General features: G+C 65.4%; 16 protein-coding genes. 4 read left to right on the forward strand and 12 right to left on the reverse strand.

What is annotated here, in order from left to right:
* Nucleotides 1-51 precede the first annotated feature (51 nt).
* The 6 genes from VGF64_10825 to VGF64_10850 form a co-directional block, all read right to left on the reverse strand.
* Nucleotides 52-1,296, reverse strand: coding sequence for an RNA polymerase sigma factor (locus VGF64_10825; GenBank protein ID HEY1635242.1), 1,245 nt, complete (start codon nt 1,294-1,296; stop codon nt 52-54).
* Nucleotides 1,297-1,334: 38 nt separating this feature from the next.
* On the reverse strand, nt 1,335-1,685 hold the full coding sequence (locus VGF64_10830; GenBank protein HEY1635243.1) for a YciI family protein: 351 nt from the start codon (nt 1,683-1,685) through the stop codon (nt 1,335-1,337).
* Nucleotides 1,686-1,931: 246 nt separating this feature from the next.
* Complete coding sequence (locus tag VGF64_10835) at nt 1,932-2,663, reverse strand: hypothetical protein (GenBank protein ID HEY1635244.1); 732 nt, start codon at nt 2,661-2,663, stop codon at nt 1,932-1,934.
* 68 nt (nt 2,664-2,731) lie between these two features.
* Nucleotides 2,732-3,529 carry a slipin family protein gene (locus VGF64_10840; GenBank protein HEY1635245.1) on the reverse strand — a complete coding sequence of 266 codons (798 nt, stop codon included), beginning with the start codon at nt 3,527-3,529 and terminating at the stop codon, nt 2,732-2,734.
* 282 nt (nt 3,530-3,811) lie between these two features.
* Nucleotides 3,812-4,369 carry a hypothetical protein gene (locus VGF64_10845; GenBank protein ID HEY1635246.1) on the reverse strand — a complete coding sequence of 186 codons (558 nt, stop codon included), beginning with the start codon at nt 4,367-4,369 and terminating at the stop codon, nt 3,812-3,814.
* Between the two features lie 75 nt (nt 4,370-4,444).
* The gene (locus VGF64_10850; GenBank protein ID HEY1635247.1) at nt 4,445-5,863 is read right to left on the reverse strand and encodes an MFS transporter; all 1,419 of its coding nucleotides are present in this window, start codon (nt 5,861-5,863) and stop codon (nt 4,445-4,447) included.
* Between the two features lie 567 nt (nt 5,864-6,430).
* On the opposite strand from VGF64_10850, the gene VGF64_10855 reads away from it, so the two are divergent.
* Complete coding sequence (locus VGF64_10855; GenBank protein ID HEY1635248.1) at nt 6,431-7,378, forward strand: L,D-transpeptidase; 948 nt, start codon at nt 6,431-6,433, stop codon at nt 7,376-7,378.
* A 41-nt stretch (nt 7,379-7,419) separates the two neighbouring features.
* On the opposite strand, the gene VGF64_10860 is transcribed toward VGF64_10855, so the two are convergent.
* The 3 genes from VGF64_10860 to VGF64_10870 all read right to left on the reverse strand — a co-directional run bounded on the left by VGF64_10860 (nt 7,420) and on the right by VGF64_10870 (nt 10,394).
* Nucleotides 7,420-8,388, reverse strand: coding sequence for a zinc-binding dehydrogenase (locus VGF64_10860; GenBank protein ID HEY1635249.1), 969 nt, complete (start codon nt 8,386-8,388; stop codon nt 7,420-7,422).
* A 216-nt stretch (nt 8,389-8,604) separates the two neighbouring features.
* Nucleotides 8,605-8,901, reverse strand: a complete 297-nt coding sequence (locus VGF64_10865; GenBank protein ID HEY1635250.1) for a hypothetical protein — start codon at nt 8,899-8,901, stop codon at nt 8,605-8,607.
* A gap of 113 nt (nt 8,902-9,014) precedes the next feature.
* Nucleotides 9,015-10,394: an FAD-dependent oxidoreductase gene (locus VGF64_10870; protein ID HEY1635251.1), complete on the reverse strand. Its 1,380-nt coding sequence runs from the start codon at nt 10,392-10,394 to the stop codon at nt 9,015-9,017.
* Between the two features lie 696 nt (nt 10,395-11,090).
* Here VGF64_10870 and VGF64_10875 point away from each other — a divergent pair.
* Together VGF64_10875 and VGF64_10880 are read left to right on the forward strand one after the other, a co-directional pair.
* Complete coding sequence (locus tag VGF64_10875; GenBank protein ID HEY1635252.1) at nt 11,091-11,942, forward strand: methyltransferase domain-containing protein; 852 nt, start codon at nt 11,091-11,093, stop codon at nt 11,940-11,942.
* Between the two features lie 22 nt (nt 11,943-11,964).
* On the forward strand, nt 11,965-12,186 hold the full coding sequence (locus VGF64_10880) for a hypothetical protein (GenBank protein HEY1635253.1): 222 nt from the start codon (nt 11,965-11,967) through the stop codon (nt 12,184-12,186).
* A 63-nt stretch (nt 12,187-12,249) separates the two neighbouring features.
* Here the strand turns inward: VGF64_10880 and VGF64_10885 are convergent, their stop codons facing one another.
* Nucleotides 12,250-13,521: a branched-chain amino acid ABC transporter substrate-binding protein gene (locus tag VGF64_10885; protein HEY1635254.1), complete on the reverse strand. Its 1,272-nt coding sequence runs from the start codon at nt 13,519-13,521 to the stop codon at nt 12,250-12,252.
* On the opposite strand from VGF64_10885, the gene VGF64_10890 reads away from it, so the two are divergent.
* Entirely contained in the window at nt 13,520-13,843 is a 324-nt protein-coding gene (locus VGF64_10890) for a protease inhibitor I42 family protein (GenBank protein ID HEY1635255.1), read from the forward strand. The genes VGF64_10885 and VGF64_10890 overlap by 2 nt on opposite strands.
* Nucleotides 13,844-13,898: 55 nt before the next feature.
* Here VGF64_10890 and VGF64_10895 read toward each other — a convergent pair whose 3' ends face one another.
* Complete coding sequence (locus VGF64_10895) at nt 13,899-14,777, reverse strand: DUF6424 family protein (GenBank protein ID HEY1635256.1); 879 nt, start codon at nt 14,775-14,777, stop codon at nt 13,899-13,901.
* 110 nt (nt 14,778-14,887) lie between these two features.
* Nucleotides 14,888-15,481 (reverse strand): C1 family peptidase (locus VGF64_10900; GenBank protein HEY1635257.1); only part of this gene is annotated, 594 nt, incomplete at its 5' end.

Consider the following 15,481-nt stretch of genomic DNA (forward strand, 5'->3'; position numbering starts at 1 on the left):
ACACTGTGCGATGTGGAGACTGGCCCGTCCGGGCGGTTGGTCGGCCGGAGGTCAGCCCGTGTCAGCCCGCCGGTCGGTGACCTGGTAGAGCCGGCGGGCGAGGAAGCGGCGGTCGGCGTCAGTGCGAGCGAGCGACAGCCCCTCGCGGTACTGGGCCGCCGCCTCCTCCAGGTGGCCGAGGCGTCGCAGCAGATCGGCGTGCGTCGCCGGCAACAGGTGGTAGTCCTTCAGGTCGTCGGTGGCTTCGAGGACGGCGAGGATAGCCAGCCCGGCGGCTGGTCCTTCGGTCATGGCCACCGCCACCGCCCGATTGAGCTCGACGACCGGAGAGGGAGCGAGTCGCGCCAGCTCCCCGTACAGGCTGGCGACCCTCCGCCAATCGGTCGAAGAAGCGGTGGAGGCCGTGGCGTGGCATTCCGCGATCGTCGCCTGGACCTGATACGAGCCGACTCGACCCTGCGTCAGGGCGCCGGTGAGGATGGTGGTCGCCTCGGCGATCTCCTCTCGATCCCACCGAGAGCGGTCCTGGTCTTCCAGGGTCATCAGGTCACCGGTCTCGTCAGCCCGAGCGTCCCTCCGTGAGTGTTGAAACAACATCAGGGCAAGCAATCCGGCCGCCTCCGACTCCTCCGGCATCAGCTCGACCAGACAGCGGCCCAAGCGGATGGCTTCATCGCACAACGCGACGCGCACCAGGTCGCTTCCGGTGCTGGCTGCGTAGCCCTCGTTGAACAGGAGGTACACCACCGTGAGCACGCCATGGGTGCGCTCTGGGAGGAGGTGAGCTGGCGGGACCCGGTACGGGATGCGGGCGTCGCGGATCTTGTGCTTGGCCCTGACCAGACGCTTTGCCATCGTCGCCTCGGGCATCAAGAAGGCCCGTGCGATCTCCGCGGTCGTCAGGCCGGCCAGGGTACGCAGCGTGAGGGCAACCCGGGCCTCTGGGGGGAGGGCCGGATGGCAGCACGTGAACATGAGTCGCAGCCGCTCGTCAGGCACGCCGCCCCGGTCACCGTTGAGTCCGGAGCTTGTCTGGTCGTGGGGATCGTCGAGCACGGCCGCCTCCTCCCGCTTGGTGGCCTCTACTGCGGCGCGCCGCAACCGGTCGATGGCCCGATTGCGGGCCACAGTCATGAGCCACGCCCCGGGACGATCCGGCACGCCGTCGCGGGGCCACGTGTGCGCCGCCTGGGCGAAAGCCTCCTGGGCGCACTCCTCAGCGAGGTCCCAGTCGCCAGTGCGGTGAATGAGGGTGGCGACCACGCGTCCCCACTCCCGGTGAAACGTGTCACTCACCACGGCTTGCACTGCCGAGTTGCGGGTGCCTGGTTCGGTCACGTCGGGGCCAAAGGCCAAAACGGCCTGATCTCGATGGTGCCGTAGGTGGCCACAGGATGCTTGGAGGCCACCTCGATCGCTGCGTCGAGGTCGGCGCACTCGAGAATGTCGTACCCGGCGATCTGCTCCTTGGTCTCGGCGAAGGGGCCGTCGGTTACGACCAGTTCTCTGCCCCGCAGCCGGACCGTCGTGGCGTCGCTCACCGGACGCAAGCGGTCCCCCTGTAAGCGCACCCCCCGGCGGGTCATCTCCTCAACCCAGGAAAACGTCGCCTGCTCCACAGCCGCCTGCTGCTCAGCCGGGAGCGCAGCACCCTCGTCCAGACAGATCATCAACATGTATTTCATGCCTTCTCCACCGCGCAACGCTCCATCCGGTAGTGGTTCCTCGTCTGATCTTGCCGAGCCACGCCTCCCGGAGGCCGAGCTTGGCCCGTCACCAGAACGACGTACGGAACTGCCTCGGATGGACAACGACTGGCAGCAAAGTCGCGCTCTCTATTCCGCGAACCGACTTCGTGGCCGCCGGCATCTCGAGGCGGGAGTCCTCGAGCCAGAACACATCTGTCAGAGATCTGTCGGTCGAAACACCGCTTACAGCGTCCGGTACGCGACGTGGTGAATGTCGATCGTGATGTAGTCCTCGGCCATGTCGGCGCCGCCGTCTTCCATCCGCCGGCGAACGCGGCGAGCGGTGGGCACCACGATTCCATCGAAGGTCTTTGGCTCATTGGTGTAGTGGGCGACCGGGACGTTGCCGTCGATCTCCAGGTCGTAGTCCTTGCGGCGTTGGATGCCTGTGCTATCGAAGTAGTACACCTGCTCGACATTGTCGGTCGCGACAGTCTCAGGGAACGTCACTCGTAGGCGACGCCACGTGTCTCCTTCTTGCTCGCTCGAGTCAATCTCGTGTGCTTCGACTCCGGGGTAGCTGAGCAGGAAGGGCTCCGTGAGGTAGTTCCACAATGCGTAACCGATGAAGTACCCCGCCTGGAGCATGTCCCACCGGGAGGTCATGTCGGAGCCGGCGAACATCGAACGAGGTGTCGTGCGTTCTTCGACCACTGCCCCCTCCCGATCGGTCACGACGACACGTTCGGGAGCGGCATAGAGCTCGAGATCCCAATCGGCCGCGGCGAACGGCGTCAGCCCGATGCGCTCTCGTCGTGTGTCGACCTCAACGGTCTTGGGGCCAACGATGTCCGGCTGACCTTTGGCCTCCCAGGCGACACCCCCGATGGTGATTCGAGCCGTCACCGCGTCCACGGCGGACCAGCGGTCGAGACCGCCATGAGCATCGATTACCGAGGACAGGAGATCAACCATCGTCAGACTTCTCCATCGAGAAGGATCTACCCCATTGGGCCAGTCCTGGCAAATGGCGTGATTCCCGCTCAGGCGGCGGGCACCTCCGCAGACCCCACCGGTGCGGCGCTGTGCCCATTGCCGGCACCAGCGGACGCCTCGGCGCCCTCGGCCTGGGCGGACAGCCCGGGCACGCGATCGAAGAAGCGCAGCAACTCCACCGGGAACGGCATCACCAGGGTGCTGTTCTTCTCGGCGGCGACATCCACAACCGTTTGCAGCAGCCGCAGTTGTAATGCGGACGGAGTGGCGGCCATCGCTTCGGCGGCCTGGGACAGCTTCTTGGAGGCTTGGAACTCACCATCGGCGGCAATGACCCGGGCTCGCCGCTCACGCTCGGCCTCAGCTTGACGGGACATGGACCGCTTCATCGACTCCGGCAGCGACACGTCCTTGACCTCGACGCGCTCGATCCGGATTCCCCAAGGCCCCTCGGTGGGCTCGTCGATGACCTCCTTGAGCTCGGCGTTGACCCGCTCACGCTCGGAAAGCAGCTGGTCCATATCGCTGCGCCCGATGACCGATCGAAGCGAGGTCTGGGCGACCTGGGAGATCGCCTGCATGTAGTTCTGCACGTTGACGATCGCCTTGACGGGGTCGATGATCCGGAAGTAGACGACGGCGTCGACCCGTAGCGTCACATTGTCCTTGGTGATCGCCTCCTGGCCCGGCACGCCAGAGACGACCGTCTGCATGTTGACCTTCGTGAGCCGGTCGATGAATGGGTTGACCCATGTCAGGCCGGGCTCCCGTACTCCCGGAAGCACCCTTCCCCACCGGAAGACAATCCCTTGCTCGTACTGGCGAATAACTTTGAAACCGAGCACTTCTACCGTCCTTTCTCCGTCGCCAAGGAGGCGGAGCTCATACGAACCGCGGACGGTGTCGACGTCAATCCCGGCGTCTCTGAAGGCCCTCGGCCCACGTACCCTTATACCAACCCAGCGAAGGCGGGGGGAATTCCGCGCCGACTCGGGCCCTCGGAGACTCGGTCAGGGTACGAGGAGACGGGCGAGCCGGGGTCGGTCCGGTAGTTCTCTGACGAGGCGGGGGTAGGCTCCAAAACTGGAGGGGCGCACCGGATTCAGCCAGGTGCCACCGACCCGGCGTTAGCTGGCCCGCCACTGTTGGCGAACTGCCCGGGTCCCCGGTTGACCGATGTCGAGCCAGCGGGCGATATCGATCTGCTCAAGGTCGAACTCGAACAGTGGATCGTCCGACGCCGTCTCGATCATCCCGCCGACCAGGCTTTTCGCGACGACTCGACCCACTAGCTCCCTCGTGGCCGCTTCGTCGGTCACGTCCCGCGCCATCGCACGTATGCAGAGCTCGTCATCTTCGTGACCCGGCAGCGCATGAATCACGCACCGAGGGTCCCGCCGGAGATCCCATCCCTTGGGCGACGACCGCGGGATGGCGGCGAACAACCGTCCTCCTGCGAGGATCGGGCAGAAGGGGTGGAGCCGTGGGCTCCCATCCGGACGAACGGTAGCGAGGTAGCTGACGCTGAAGCACGGCGAACCCTTGGGAGGGTTCTCGTTGCGATTGAGTGCGAGGACCCCCGGCCAGAGTCGTTCGACGAAGCTGACGAGATCGGGGGCGTCGGCTTCGAATTGAGCCCATGTAGCCACCTCGCCATTCTGCCGACCCGCCACCTGCCCGGTCACGCCTCCGATCTACTTTCGCAGCAAAACCGACCGTTCAGGTGGACTCGCGAGAGCACGAATGCGACGTTCCGGGCCCTACAGGCCGCGATCGTCGGCCGCGCCAACCTGCTCGTTCTCGCGTCCAGGGTGGGCGGTGATGAGGATTCCTCCTACGACGGCCCCAACTAGCAGAGATCCCGCAGCCCAAGCGCTCGCGATCGCGAAGCCGTGCACCGTGGCCTGGGCGCCGAGATTCGGGCCGCGAGAGTGGGACCTCAGGTACGCCGAGGTCTCTATGGCGGCGATCGTGTTGAGCAATGCGGTACCGATCGAGGCACCGATCTGTTGCGACGAGTTCGTCGTGGCCGACGTGATGCCGACATCACGAGGTTCGGCGTTGTTGGTGGCGGTACTAATGCAGGGAACCAGCGCGAGTCCGAGCCCCAGCCCTAGCAGGATCTCGGCGGGGAGAACATGGCTCGCATAAGAAGAGTCGGGGGTCAGCTGAGTCAGGAGCGCCACACCGATGGCGGCGATGAGCAGCCCCGGAACAATGAGCAGCCGGGTACGAAGGTATGGCATGAGACGGCTGGCAAGCTGGGTGGCCGCCAAGCCGTTGACGATCATGAGGGGGAGGAACGCCACGCCGGTCTTGAGCGGCGAGAAGTGATCGACTGTCTGGAGCAGGTACGTCAGAAAGAGGAAGGTGCCGTACATGCCGAGTACGGCAAAGACGATGGTGAGAAACGACCCGCCACGGTTGCGGTTCGCCAGGATGCGCAGCGGTAGGAGCGGACTTGAGACTTTGGCCTGCACGAGCACGAAGACTGCGAGCAACACCGCTGCCGCGACGAGCGAGCCAACGACTCGGGGAGAGCCCCACCCAACGGTCGCGGCCTCGCCGAGACCAAAGACAAGGGCCACCAATCCTCCACAACCGAGGATCGCCCCAGGTATGTCGAGTCGGACGCCCGAGCGGCCGGAGCGCTTCGGGATCACGGCGGATGCCCCGACGGCGACGATGGCGGCGATGGGCAGGTTCACGTAGAGGCACCAACGCCAGCTCAGATACTGGGTCAGCAGACCTCCGAGTATCAGCCCGAATGCTGCGCCCGCTATAGCGATAGAGGCATAGATCCCGAAGGCCCGCCCGCGTTCGTGCGGGTCCGTAAAGGTGACCGTGAGGAGCGAAAGAACGGAGGGAGCCAAGAGTGCTCCGAACATCCCTTGCAACCCGCGGGCACCGATCAGCATCTCAGTGGTCTGTGATGCGCCGCCTAGGGCGGAGGCGGCGGCGAAGCCCAAGACACCGATCATCAGGGTTCGCTTGGGCCCGATTATGTCGCTGATCCGACCACCGAGAAGCAGCAAGCCTCCGAATCCGAGCGTATAGGCCGTCACAACCCACTGCCGGTCAGCGTTGGAGAAGCCCAGCGAGTGCTGTGCAGTGGGCAGGGCGATGATGACAATGGTGGTGTCGAGAACCACCATGAGCTGGGCTGTCGCGATGATCACCAGGATCCACCGGTTCGCGCCCGAACGCGCAGCCCGTACATCGGTAGATCCGTCAATTGTGTCGACACCGGTCAACGGCGAGCTCCATTCTTCCCGGCGTGAACCATCACCTGTTTGGCATCAAGCGACATCGGACAGCCAGCAGTGGACAGGACGAAACTCGAGGGAGTCTAGGACGCGCTGAACCCGAGGAGGCCTGTCCAGCGGAAGGCGGGCGCCCGAGGAGGCCCGGCACCGGCGCCTGCCTCTTGCGCCCGCACGCGGCCGGTCGGAGGACTTTGGCCGCCCCGACGACCGAACTCCCTCAAATGCCGATATCCTGACCCCAATCGGTGCCAGGGGGGTCATATGGTGTTAGCCGCTTTGAGCGGAGGACGCCGCCGGCGGTCGAAACGGTGGGCACTGACCGCTGGGGTGGCGTTGGCGGTTGTCGGTAGCGCCTGTGGGGCTGCGAGTTCTGCTCACGCCGCCAGAGCCACGAGGGCCAGGCCCGCTGAGAGTGCCTATGCCCTGCCGGGCAGGCCTCCGCTTGCCGTTCTCGGCGTAACCCCCGCCTCGGGTACGAGCTTGACCGGGACAAGCACTCTCCAGATCCAACTATCCGACGAGCTGGCCTCCAAGTCGCCACTCCCCAGCCTCTCTCCCGCCATCCCAGGTAGCTGGCTGTCCAAGCCCGGCAACGTGCTGACCTTTGTCCCCAACGGAGCATTCTCGCCCCTGTCGACCATCTCCCTCACCATCCCGGCAGGCGCGGGAGGCCTGAAGGCGAAGGACGGGTCGACTCTCGCCGCCCCGGTCAGCTACTCGTGGAACGTCCAGGATGGCTCTGTCCTGCGCCTGCAGGAGCTGCTGGCCACCCTGGGCTATCTGCCTGTCACCTGGGCGGCGGCGAACCCAGCTCCGCTCACCTCACCACAGCAAGCTCTCGCCGCCTTCCAGCCACCTCCCGGAAGCTTCACGTGGAACTGGTCGGCTCCGAGCGAGCTCACATCGACGTGGCTTCCAGGACAGAGCACGGTCGTCGTCCGCGGAGCCGTCATGGCCTTCGAGCGAGTCAGCGGACTGCCCGTCGACGGAGTGACCAGTGCTGCTTTGTGGACGAAGCTCTTGCAGGCGGCTGAAGGCCCCACTCTGGCAAGCAACACCGGAGGCTATACCTACGCTCTGGTCTCGAAAGCCAAGCCCGAGACAATGACGGTTTGGCACAACGGGGCCGTCGCGGTACAGACCGCGGTGAACACCGGCATCGCCGGGGATCCCACAGTGGACGGAACCTTCCCCGTCTACGAGCATCTGGCGTCCCAGGTCATGTCGGGCACCAACCCGGGCGGGTCACATTACGCCGACCCCGTCTCCTGGGTCGCCTACTTCAATGGTGGCGACGCGGTTCACTACATCTCCCGGAGCACCTTCGGCTATCCGCAGAGCCTGGGCTGCGTCGAGGCTCCTTACAACGCTGCCGAGCAAGCTTGGCCGTACCTCCAGGTGGGCACGCTGGTGACGGTCACCGGCTGACAACCAGGGCTTCGTTCATCGGCAACGGTCCTGGCGTGCGGTCAAGGAATGAGCACGACTCGCCCGAACGCCTGGCGGCTCTCGATGTAGGCATGAGCCTCGGCGGCCTCTGACAGCGGGAATGTACGGTCGATGACCACGCGCAACTCGCCACGGGCGACGAGGTCGAGTTGCTCGGCGATCATGCCGTAGGCCCGCGATCCCAGGAACAACTCAGCGCCGAGGAAGTACCCCGACAAGCTCTGGTTGTTGGGGCGCATGCCGGAGACGTCGAGCGGGTCGGCAGCCGATCGGCCAGCATCACCCACCGAGACGCAGCGGCCACGGTAGGCCAGCGCACGAAGGCTTCCTTGCAGGGTCGGGCCGCCTACCGAGTCCACGATCACATCGACACCGGCTCCACCCGTCAGCCGCCGTGCCTCGGCCACAAAATCCTGGGACGCGTAGTTGATGCCGTGGTCGAGGCCGAATTCTCGGAGGCGCTCGAGCCGGTCGTCGCTCGAAGCCGTGGCGAGGACGCGGGCGCCGGCGCGTTTGGCCATCTGGATGGCGGCAATACCGACACCTCCGGCGCCAGCATGGATCAGCGCGGTCTCCCCAGACACCAAGCGTCCGAACTCGAAGATGCAGTCGTGAGCAGTCCCGTAGGAAACTGGCACGCACGCCGCCTGGTCGATGGCGAGGGCTTCAGGCACCTTCCAGGCGAAGTTCGCGCCTACGACCCTCCGCTCGGCGTGCGAGCTATCGATTCCTGTGGTCACCACCCGGGAACCTGGGCTCAAGTCTGTAACATCCTCACCACATTGTGCGACAGTGCCGGCAGCCTGATATCCAACGATGTGCGGCACCTGGCGCATGTCGCCTCGGAGCCGGCTGATGGTGTCGCCACCCTCGATACTGATGGCCTCTACGTCGATCAGAACCTCGCCTGGGCCCGGCATCGGGTCCGGTACCTCTTCGTACCGGAACACGGAGGGGGAGCCGGTCTCGTAGTACACCGCCGCTCTCATCGCTGTCGGTCTCCTTTCGCCGAGATAGGCAAGATCGTAGCTAGCGGTACTGCAGCCTGGGCATCCCTCTCGGCAGACCCGTCGACCGACTGAGCGACGCGGTGACTACCTGCTTCGGATCACGATGACGCGACGTGATGCGGGTCCATCAGCGTAGAAGCAGGGTCTGGCCGGGCGTGCGTGACGGGTGTGCGCTGGTTGCCGCGGGACCGCGACTCAAACAGAGATCGTATTGTGTACCCGGAAGGTGGTCTCTTCGGGTGGTCCGGGCAGCCCGTTTTCGACGGTGGCAAGCGCGGGCAACAGAGTCTCGTCACGGAACTTCACCCACGAAGCCTCCGAGTCCCACAGTACGACGACCATCAAACCGTCGTCGCTCGGTCCGGCAGCATGGTAGATCTGCCCTGGAGGAAGTCCCTTGCCGCCATCGGGGTGCACGACCTTTAGCACCCTGTCGTACTGCTCGGATGTACCACCCTTGAAGCGGTGGACCGCGCCGAATGTCGTTGCCATGTCCCTGACCCCCCGATTCTGACCTGATCTTGTCAATGTACTCGTGGTGGACCTCGCCTGCTCGGTGTGCGGTGTTGCGTTCGCACCGGTACTGAGCAAGCGGTCCGTGTAGATTATCCCGAGACGGCCACCTCCTCGCTCTCGGCGGCGAGGATCTCGCGCGCGGCCCGGTCACCCGACCGGATCGCCCCGTCGATGCTCCCGAACATGATCGGCGCGGTCTCGGTTCCCGCCCAGTGAAGGCGGCCGACTGGCGGCCGTAGGGCGGGGCCGAATTGGGTCAGGACCCCCGAGGGCCAGTGGGTGCACATGTCGCCGCGCGTCCACTGCTCGTCGGTCCAGTTCTGCTCGATGTAGTTCTCGACACGGGCGCCGCGTTGGCCGAAGCGCCGCCGCACTTCGTCGATCACGGTGGCGCGCCGCTCGTCCGCACCCATGCTTGACAGGTCGTGGGCATGAACCCCACCGCTAATGATCACGAGGACCCCCGGCCCCGGTTCGGGACCGCAACCGTCGAGGGTGAGCGGAACCGGTGAATTGTTGTCGAGGGTCTGGCCATTGAGACCATCATTGCGCCAGAAGGGCTCGTCGTAGACGAGGTGGATCTTGTAGAACTGCCCGGGAGGCACCCTTTGGATGAGCTGAGCACGGTCGATCGGTAGCGGCGGGTCCCACAGGATGCGGTCGGACAGCCAGATGGGTACCGCGACCACGGCATGCCGGGCGTGCACGGTGACGTTCGGTCCGGAGACGTCGACGCTGTCGCCGCCCCATGCGACGTCGCGCACGGCCGAGTCGAGCCGGACCCGATCACCGAGGCGCTCATGGACGGCATTGAGGACGGACTGGGTGCCGCCCAAGACGCGATCCTGCTGGTGGCCGCCTTTGATGCTCCCGATGTCGTTGATTCCGCCATTGCTGTGGATCATGTGCAGCGCGCCGAGCATCGAGACCTCGGAGAGATCGCAGCCGAACAGGCCGGTTAGGAACCCCTCAACCATGTCGCGGCCGGTGCCCGAGTCGGTGTTGTGAGCGATCCACGCGCCGATCGTCCGCTGGTCCAACTCGCGGGCCTTCGCGGCCTTCCAGGGGTCGTCGCTCGGGACCTTCTTCGCCATGTTGTCGAGGCGGCTCACCGCGAGGCCCAGATTGGCGAGCTGCCATGGGTTGATGCGCAGCGGTACCAGCCCTGCGTACCGCTTCGGCTTTCCACTCTCGACGAGGATGTTGTCGCCCTCATACCACGTCGGGTACGTGGGCCGGCCCATCTCCTCGGCGAGCGCGTAGGACCGGTCCTGGCCCGGTCCGAACCAGGCTCCACCCCGGTCGATGTGACTGCCGTCAGCCAGGTACTCGGTCCAGGTGCGGCCGCCGACTCGGTTGCGGGCCTCGAGCACCACGACGGCAAGCCCTTCCTGATGGAGGCGCCAGGCGACACTCATTCCTGCAAAGCCGGCTCCAACGACACAGACGTCCGCTTCAAGCCTGTTCACCACAGCTCCCCCCTTTGGCTGTAAGCACTCGATCGAGTCTCGACGCAGCGCCGTCTTGGCCAGCCCAGCTCAGTATCGCGCCTTGAAGCGCCTGAGCCAATCCTCCGCTCTTCGTCACATACGAGTCGGAGAGGTAGCGCTCACCCCGGCCCCTCGGCGGATTTCCGGCAGTTAGGCGAACCAGTGGGCGCCCGGCCTGGTCCGCGGACCGAGTGACGAGCCGATATCGATATCGAGGTGGTACGCGACAAAGGAGTCACCCGACAACGCGGCACGCTTCGATGCGCTACCGGAATATCTAACGAACCCCCTGTTCACCGACGCCGAGCGCGCGGCGCTCGACTATGCAACCGAGCTCACAACCGCCAAGCAGGTCCGTCCCGACACGTTCGCCCGACTCGCGCGCTACTACAGCGAGCGTGAGATCTGCGACATCGTTTGGCTCGTCGGGAGCGAGCACCTCTACAACATGAGCAACATCGGGCTCAACATCGGTTCCGACGGCCTCTGCGAGGTGAGCCCGCAGCGTGCGACCGGGTCCTCCACGTCGCCGCCGGCTCGAACGGCGCGACGAACGCTATTGCATATCGCCCATATCGCCCGGTCTCGCCACTCGGCCATCAGGCTGCGGGCGTACGAGGACTCGACGACGTAAAGTTGCGAGAGGCAAGCTGGTCAGGTGGAAGGGGGGGCCGGATGCCGAAGGTTGACATCACCTCGATCAATGCGGGGCTCGAGGCGTACCCCGGTTACCGCTTGGACTCAGCGGGCCGGGAGGAGTTCGAGGGTGGGCGACTCGAGCTGTTGGAGCAGATCTTCGATCCAGGATCCCGTCAGCGGCGTGGCCTGGTGCAGCCGGGCTGGCGGTGCCTCGAGGTCGGCGCCGGGCGGGGGTCGATGGCCCTGTGGCTGGCCGAGCAAGTCGGGCCGAGCGGCACCGTGGTGGCGACCGACATCGACCTGACGTACCTGGACCGCCAGCAGGTTCCCAACCTCGAGGTGCGCCGGCACAACATCCTCGACGATCCCCTGGGTGCCCTCGAGCCCGGATCGTTCGATGTGGTCTGCTCCCGGCTGACCCTCTTCTGGTTGGCCGGCAGGCAGATGGAGGCGATGGGGCGGATGGTGGAGTGCCTGCGCCCCGGGGGCTGGCTCATCGACGAGGACGGGGACTGGGGGATGGCCGGACCGGTGGATCCCTCTCATCCTCTGTACGCCGGCTACCACCATGCCTACCGGAGTGGGGGCTGGTTCGCCTCTCGCGGCTACGACGCCTTCTTCGGACGGAAGCTCTCGGTGATGTTCGACCGCTGTGGGCTGGAGAACATCGACCACCAGGCGACCGCCGAGGTGGTGCGCGGCGGCAGCCCCTGGGCGCGGTGGTGGCAGCAGACCCTTGATTCCATCCGTGATTGGGGCCTAGTCGATGGCGGGGCGACCGAGTCGACCGAGGAAGATCACGAGGCGCTCATCGCCGCCTGCACCGAGTCCTCGGTCTGGTTCATGACCGAGTTACTGCACGCCTGTCGGGGTCAGCGCCCCGGCTGACCAGAAAGGGGGGCGGCTACCCATGTCGATCGATCGTGATGTCTTCTTCGAGGTGCTCGGTGGCGAGTCCACCGTGGCGGTTCACGATCTCTATGCCTTCGACCCCGACGCCCCGGTCTCGCTCGAGCCCTTCGTCGACATCATCGGGCGCAACTTCCGACAACCCAAGGAGGGTCTGGGGTTCGACGGCTCGGCTGTCGCTCACATGTGGCGGTCGCTCATCTTTCCCGATCACCGACTCTGATCGAGAACATGCTGTCCGCCCGTCTCAGCGCGAACGGGCGGGGTTGGTGGCTCGAGGACATCCTCAGGGTAACGACGTGGCTGTCGGCAATGGAAAGCCCACCGTCTGTGCCCAGGCCCGGTTGATGAGGTAGTTGCCGGACGAGTCGATGTCGAGGATGACGACGGGGCTGTTGGCGCGGTTCCCGGTCTTGGGCTCGATCGTGATGGTGCCGGTGATGCCCTGGAAGTTCGTAGCCTGGTCGAGGCGGGACTGGGTGGCCGCCTCCTTCCAACCCCCAGCCTCCGTCACGGCTTGGGCCAGCAACTTGACCGAGTCGTAGGTGAAGGTCCCCCAGGTCCCCGGAGCGGTGTGAAATGCGTTCGTGTAGTCGGTCACGTATTGGCCGGCGCCGGCGAACTGCTGGGCCGGCGGAACACCGCTGTTGAGACAGTGTTGCGCCACCGGCACTGTCGCTGCTCCCACGAAGTCAGGACCCTGGGCGGCGAGATCGACCAAGCAGCCGCCTCCGACATTGCTCTGCGATGCCTGGCGAGCGACCTGGCCCGCCTCGGCACCGTAGGCGGCGATGTAGACGAGGTCGGGATGGCTGGCCGCCACCGCCGAGATGACCCCCGAGAAGTCGCTCTGGCCCTCGGTTATCGACTGGAAGGCCACCGGAGGATGACCGGCGGCGGCGAGCAGGTCCCGCAGCCGCCCGGCGATTCCCGCCGTGTAGGTCGACGTGTCGTAGACCATGGCCACCCTGGTGGCGTGGAGCACCTGGGTGATCTCGGCCGCCTCGACCGGCGCTACCTGTACGTCCATCGGTTGGGTGGTGACGCCGAAGCCCTGGGTGGTGCCGGCGCTCGTGAGCCGGACGATCGAGACGTCCGCCGAGCGGTAGATGGGGAGGTTCTTGACACCCACCGAAGAGTTGAACGGACCCACTACGCCGAAGACGTGCTGTGCGACCATGCGGTTGGCGGTAGTGACTCCCGTTGCGGCGGACGCGGCGTCATCGGCCCGCACTAAGCGGAGCTTCACCCCACCGACACCTCCGGACGCGTTCAGCTGATCAGCGGCGAGCTGGGCTCCCTGGAACATGTCGATGCCGGTCGACGACTGGGAGCCGGTCATCGGACCTTCCACCGCGATGAGGCCCGGACTGGGCGAGCCTGTCGCCGAGTTCGAGGATGAACAGCCGGATGCGATGACCGCAGTGGTGACTAGGGCGACGGCGATTGATGCGACCCGGATCCGGCTGAGGTTGTGATTCAAGCTGACCGCCATCGCACAATGGTGCCAGACAAAGGCTGTCCGGTGCCGAATCGACTCTCTGTACCCTTCAGCCATGAGCCGAGAGCCAGCCTTGAAGCTGACAAGTGACGACACTCGCGGCACTCGTTCAGTTCACGTCGGGGATCAGATCCAAGTCAGGCTGGAGGAGAATCCCACGACCGGGTACCGCTGGGAGCCCGACATCGATCCACTGGTCCTGCGAGAAGTTGACGATCGCTATACGGGAGGTGTCGATCGACGAGGAGAACCTGGAGTCCGGGTGAAGACCTTCGAAGCCATGACACCCGCTTGGACGCAGCTTCGCCTCGTGGAACGACGGAGCTGGGAGACCACTCCGAGTGACGAGTTCGTCGTGCAACTCGACATTGCGCCCTGAGGTTCGGCCGTGCAGCCACGTACGGCGCCGATCGTGCACTCAGCAAGCGAGGCGGTCAGCCAGCCGACTTGGTGCTTTTCCGGATCTTGGCAGGACCCTTGCGGCCCTTCTTCTTGACCGATCCTGCGTCGTCCCGACCCGCCTTGCTGTTCTGAAGACCGAACGCTTGCTGAGCGAGGGGATGGGTAGCAGGGGCGATCAGCGTCTGGCGCTTTCCTTGGGCACGGTCGAGCTGCTTGGCCAGGGGCGTCCCAGGCGTCGCATAGACGACCCTCGCCTCGCCGTTCCCACTGCCGCGACGACCAGCGGGCACGACGGCCGCCGGTTGGCCCGACTCGGGGTCGGTGACCCAGAGGATGAAGTCGTCGTGTTTGACGAGCTCGATGTCCGTGATAGGGGTCGGATAGTGATGGACGCCCCCGGATCCAGTCTGGCTGGACGATAGGACTCCCACGTGCCGGAGCTGGGGGAGTGGGACGCAGGAGTTGAAGATCGAGTCCACCCAGGCCGCGACACCGTTGGCGTCTTTGATCGGATTGTCCAGGAGCTGCTGAGCGTTCTGATAGCCCAGCTCGGCCATCTTGGCTGCGGACTGGGGAAAGGCGACATACAGCCGACGGGCGTTCTGGCGGAGCTGGTCTACCTTGTCGGGGTCTGCGCAGAACTGTGCGCTCCACTCGATGCCCGCTACGTTCTTCACGAGAAACCAGCCGCTGTCGTCGTACAGGTAGAGCGAGCCTCCGTGATGCTCCTGGATCTTGCCTTGGCCCAACAACTGCGGGACGCCCGCACTTAGCGCGATCTTGTGGGCCAAGGTCTTGGAGGCCACGAAGGCAGGACTGTCGGAGCGCGGCGGGTGATCCGGGATGTTGATGGTCCAGGGGTAGTCTTCCTGCTCCTGGTGCAGACTTGGCGTCTCGGTTCCGCCACTCATGTGGGGCTCTCCTCATGAAGTTGGGACCGGCTCCCGCCACCTGGCTGGCCTTCAGCACCGCAGTCGACTGGCCCTGCAGCAGAACTCAGCTCCGTTCGGCAGACGCAGCCTTAGGTGACCAGCCGGACCGTCCAGAAGTCGCTGGAGAGTCCCCGCTGGGCGAGATAGGCATAGGGAAGGGTGAAGTATCCGCCCATGCCCCAAGTGGCGGCCCACGAGTTCCGGACCACGAACCACTGGGAAGCGTCGTCATAACCCACGGCCATGACGGCGTGGCCCCCCAGGACCTTCTCGCCGCTGGCTGGCATGGGCGCGTGCCCGGTGCTCGCGACCTGCTCGCTCTCGAAGCTCTCGTAGACCGTGAATCCGAAGACGAACGGATAGCCGGAGGCCAAACATCCCTTGAGCTGACTCGGATTGGAGACCACGCGCTGATAGGTGACGGCCTTGTTCTTGGCACCATCGTCGTAGCAGTTGGTCGGCGGCCGGTCGGCGAACTTCGTAATGTCGTAGGGCCATAGGGGCTCGTGGCAGGCCCCGTCTGAGGCGACCGTCTTGATGCCATCGCGGATCTGGGCCCCGCTGTCGGACGCCACCGTGCCCTCGAGGGACCGCTCGTTGTAGTAGATGTACAGCCGCGAAGGCACGAAGACATCTGAGAGCTTCTGCTTCATCTGGTCGAACTCGAGAGCCGCTCCAATGGC

The sequence above is a fragment of the Acidimicrobiales bacterium genome (assembly GCA_036491125.1).
Taxonomy (GTDB): Bacteria; Actinomycetota; Acidimicrobiia; order Acidimicrobiales; family AC-9; genus AC-9.

Coding starts and splice junctions, on each gene's coding strand:
- VGF64_10830 (HEY1635243.1), bottom strand. CDS start 1,685: ATGAAATACATGTTGATGATCTGTCTGGACGAGGGTGCTGCGCTCCCG.
- VGF64_10835 (HEY1635244.1), bottom strand. CDS start 2,663: ATGGTTGATCTCCTGTCCTCGGTAATCGATGCTCATGGCGGTCTCGAC.
- VGF64_10860 (HEY1635249.1), bottom strand. CDS start 8,388: ATGAGAGCGGCGGTGTACTACGAGACCGGCTCCCCCTCCGTGTTCCGG.
- VGF64_10865 (HEY1635250.1), bottom strand. CDS start 8,901: ATGGCAACGACATTCGGCGCGGTCCACCGCTTCAAGGGTGGTACATCC.
- VGF64_10875 (HEY1635252.1), top strand. CDS start 11,091: ATGCCGAAGGTTGACATCACCTCGATCAATGCGGGGCTCGAGGCGTAC.
- VGF64_10880 (HEY1635253.1), top strand. CDS start 11,965: ATGTCGATCGATCGTGATGTCTTCTTCGAGGTGCTCGGTGGCGAGTCC.
- VGF64_10890 (HEY1635255.1), top strand. CDS start 13,520: ATGAGCCGAGAGCCAGCCTTGAAGCTGACAAGTGACGACACTCGCGGC.
- VGF64_10885 (HEY1635254.1), bottom strand. CDS start 13,521: ATGGCTGAAGGGTACAGAGAGTCGATTCGGCACCGGACAGCCTTTGTC.
- VGF64_10895 (HEY1635256.1), bottom strand. CDS start 14,777: ATGAGTGGCGGAACCGAGACGCCAAGTCTGCACCAGGAGCAGGAAGAC.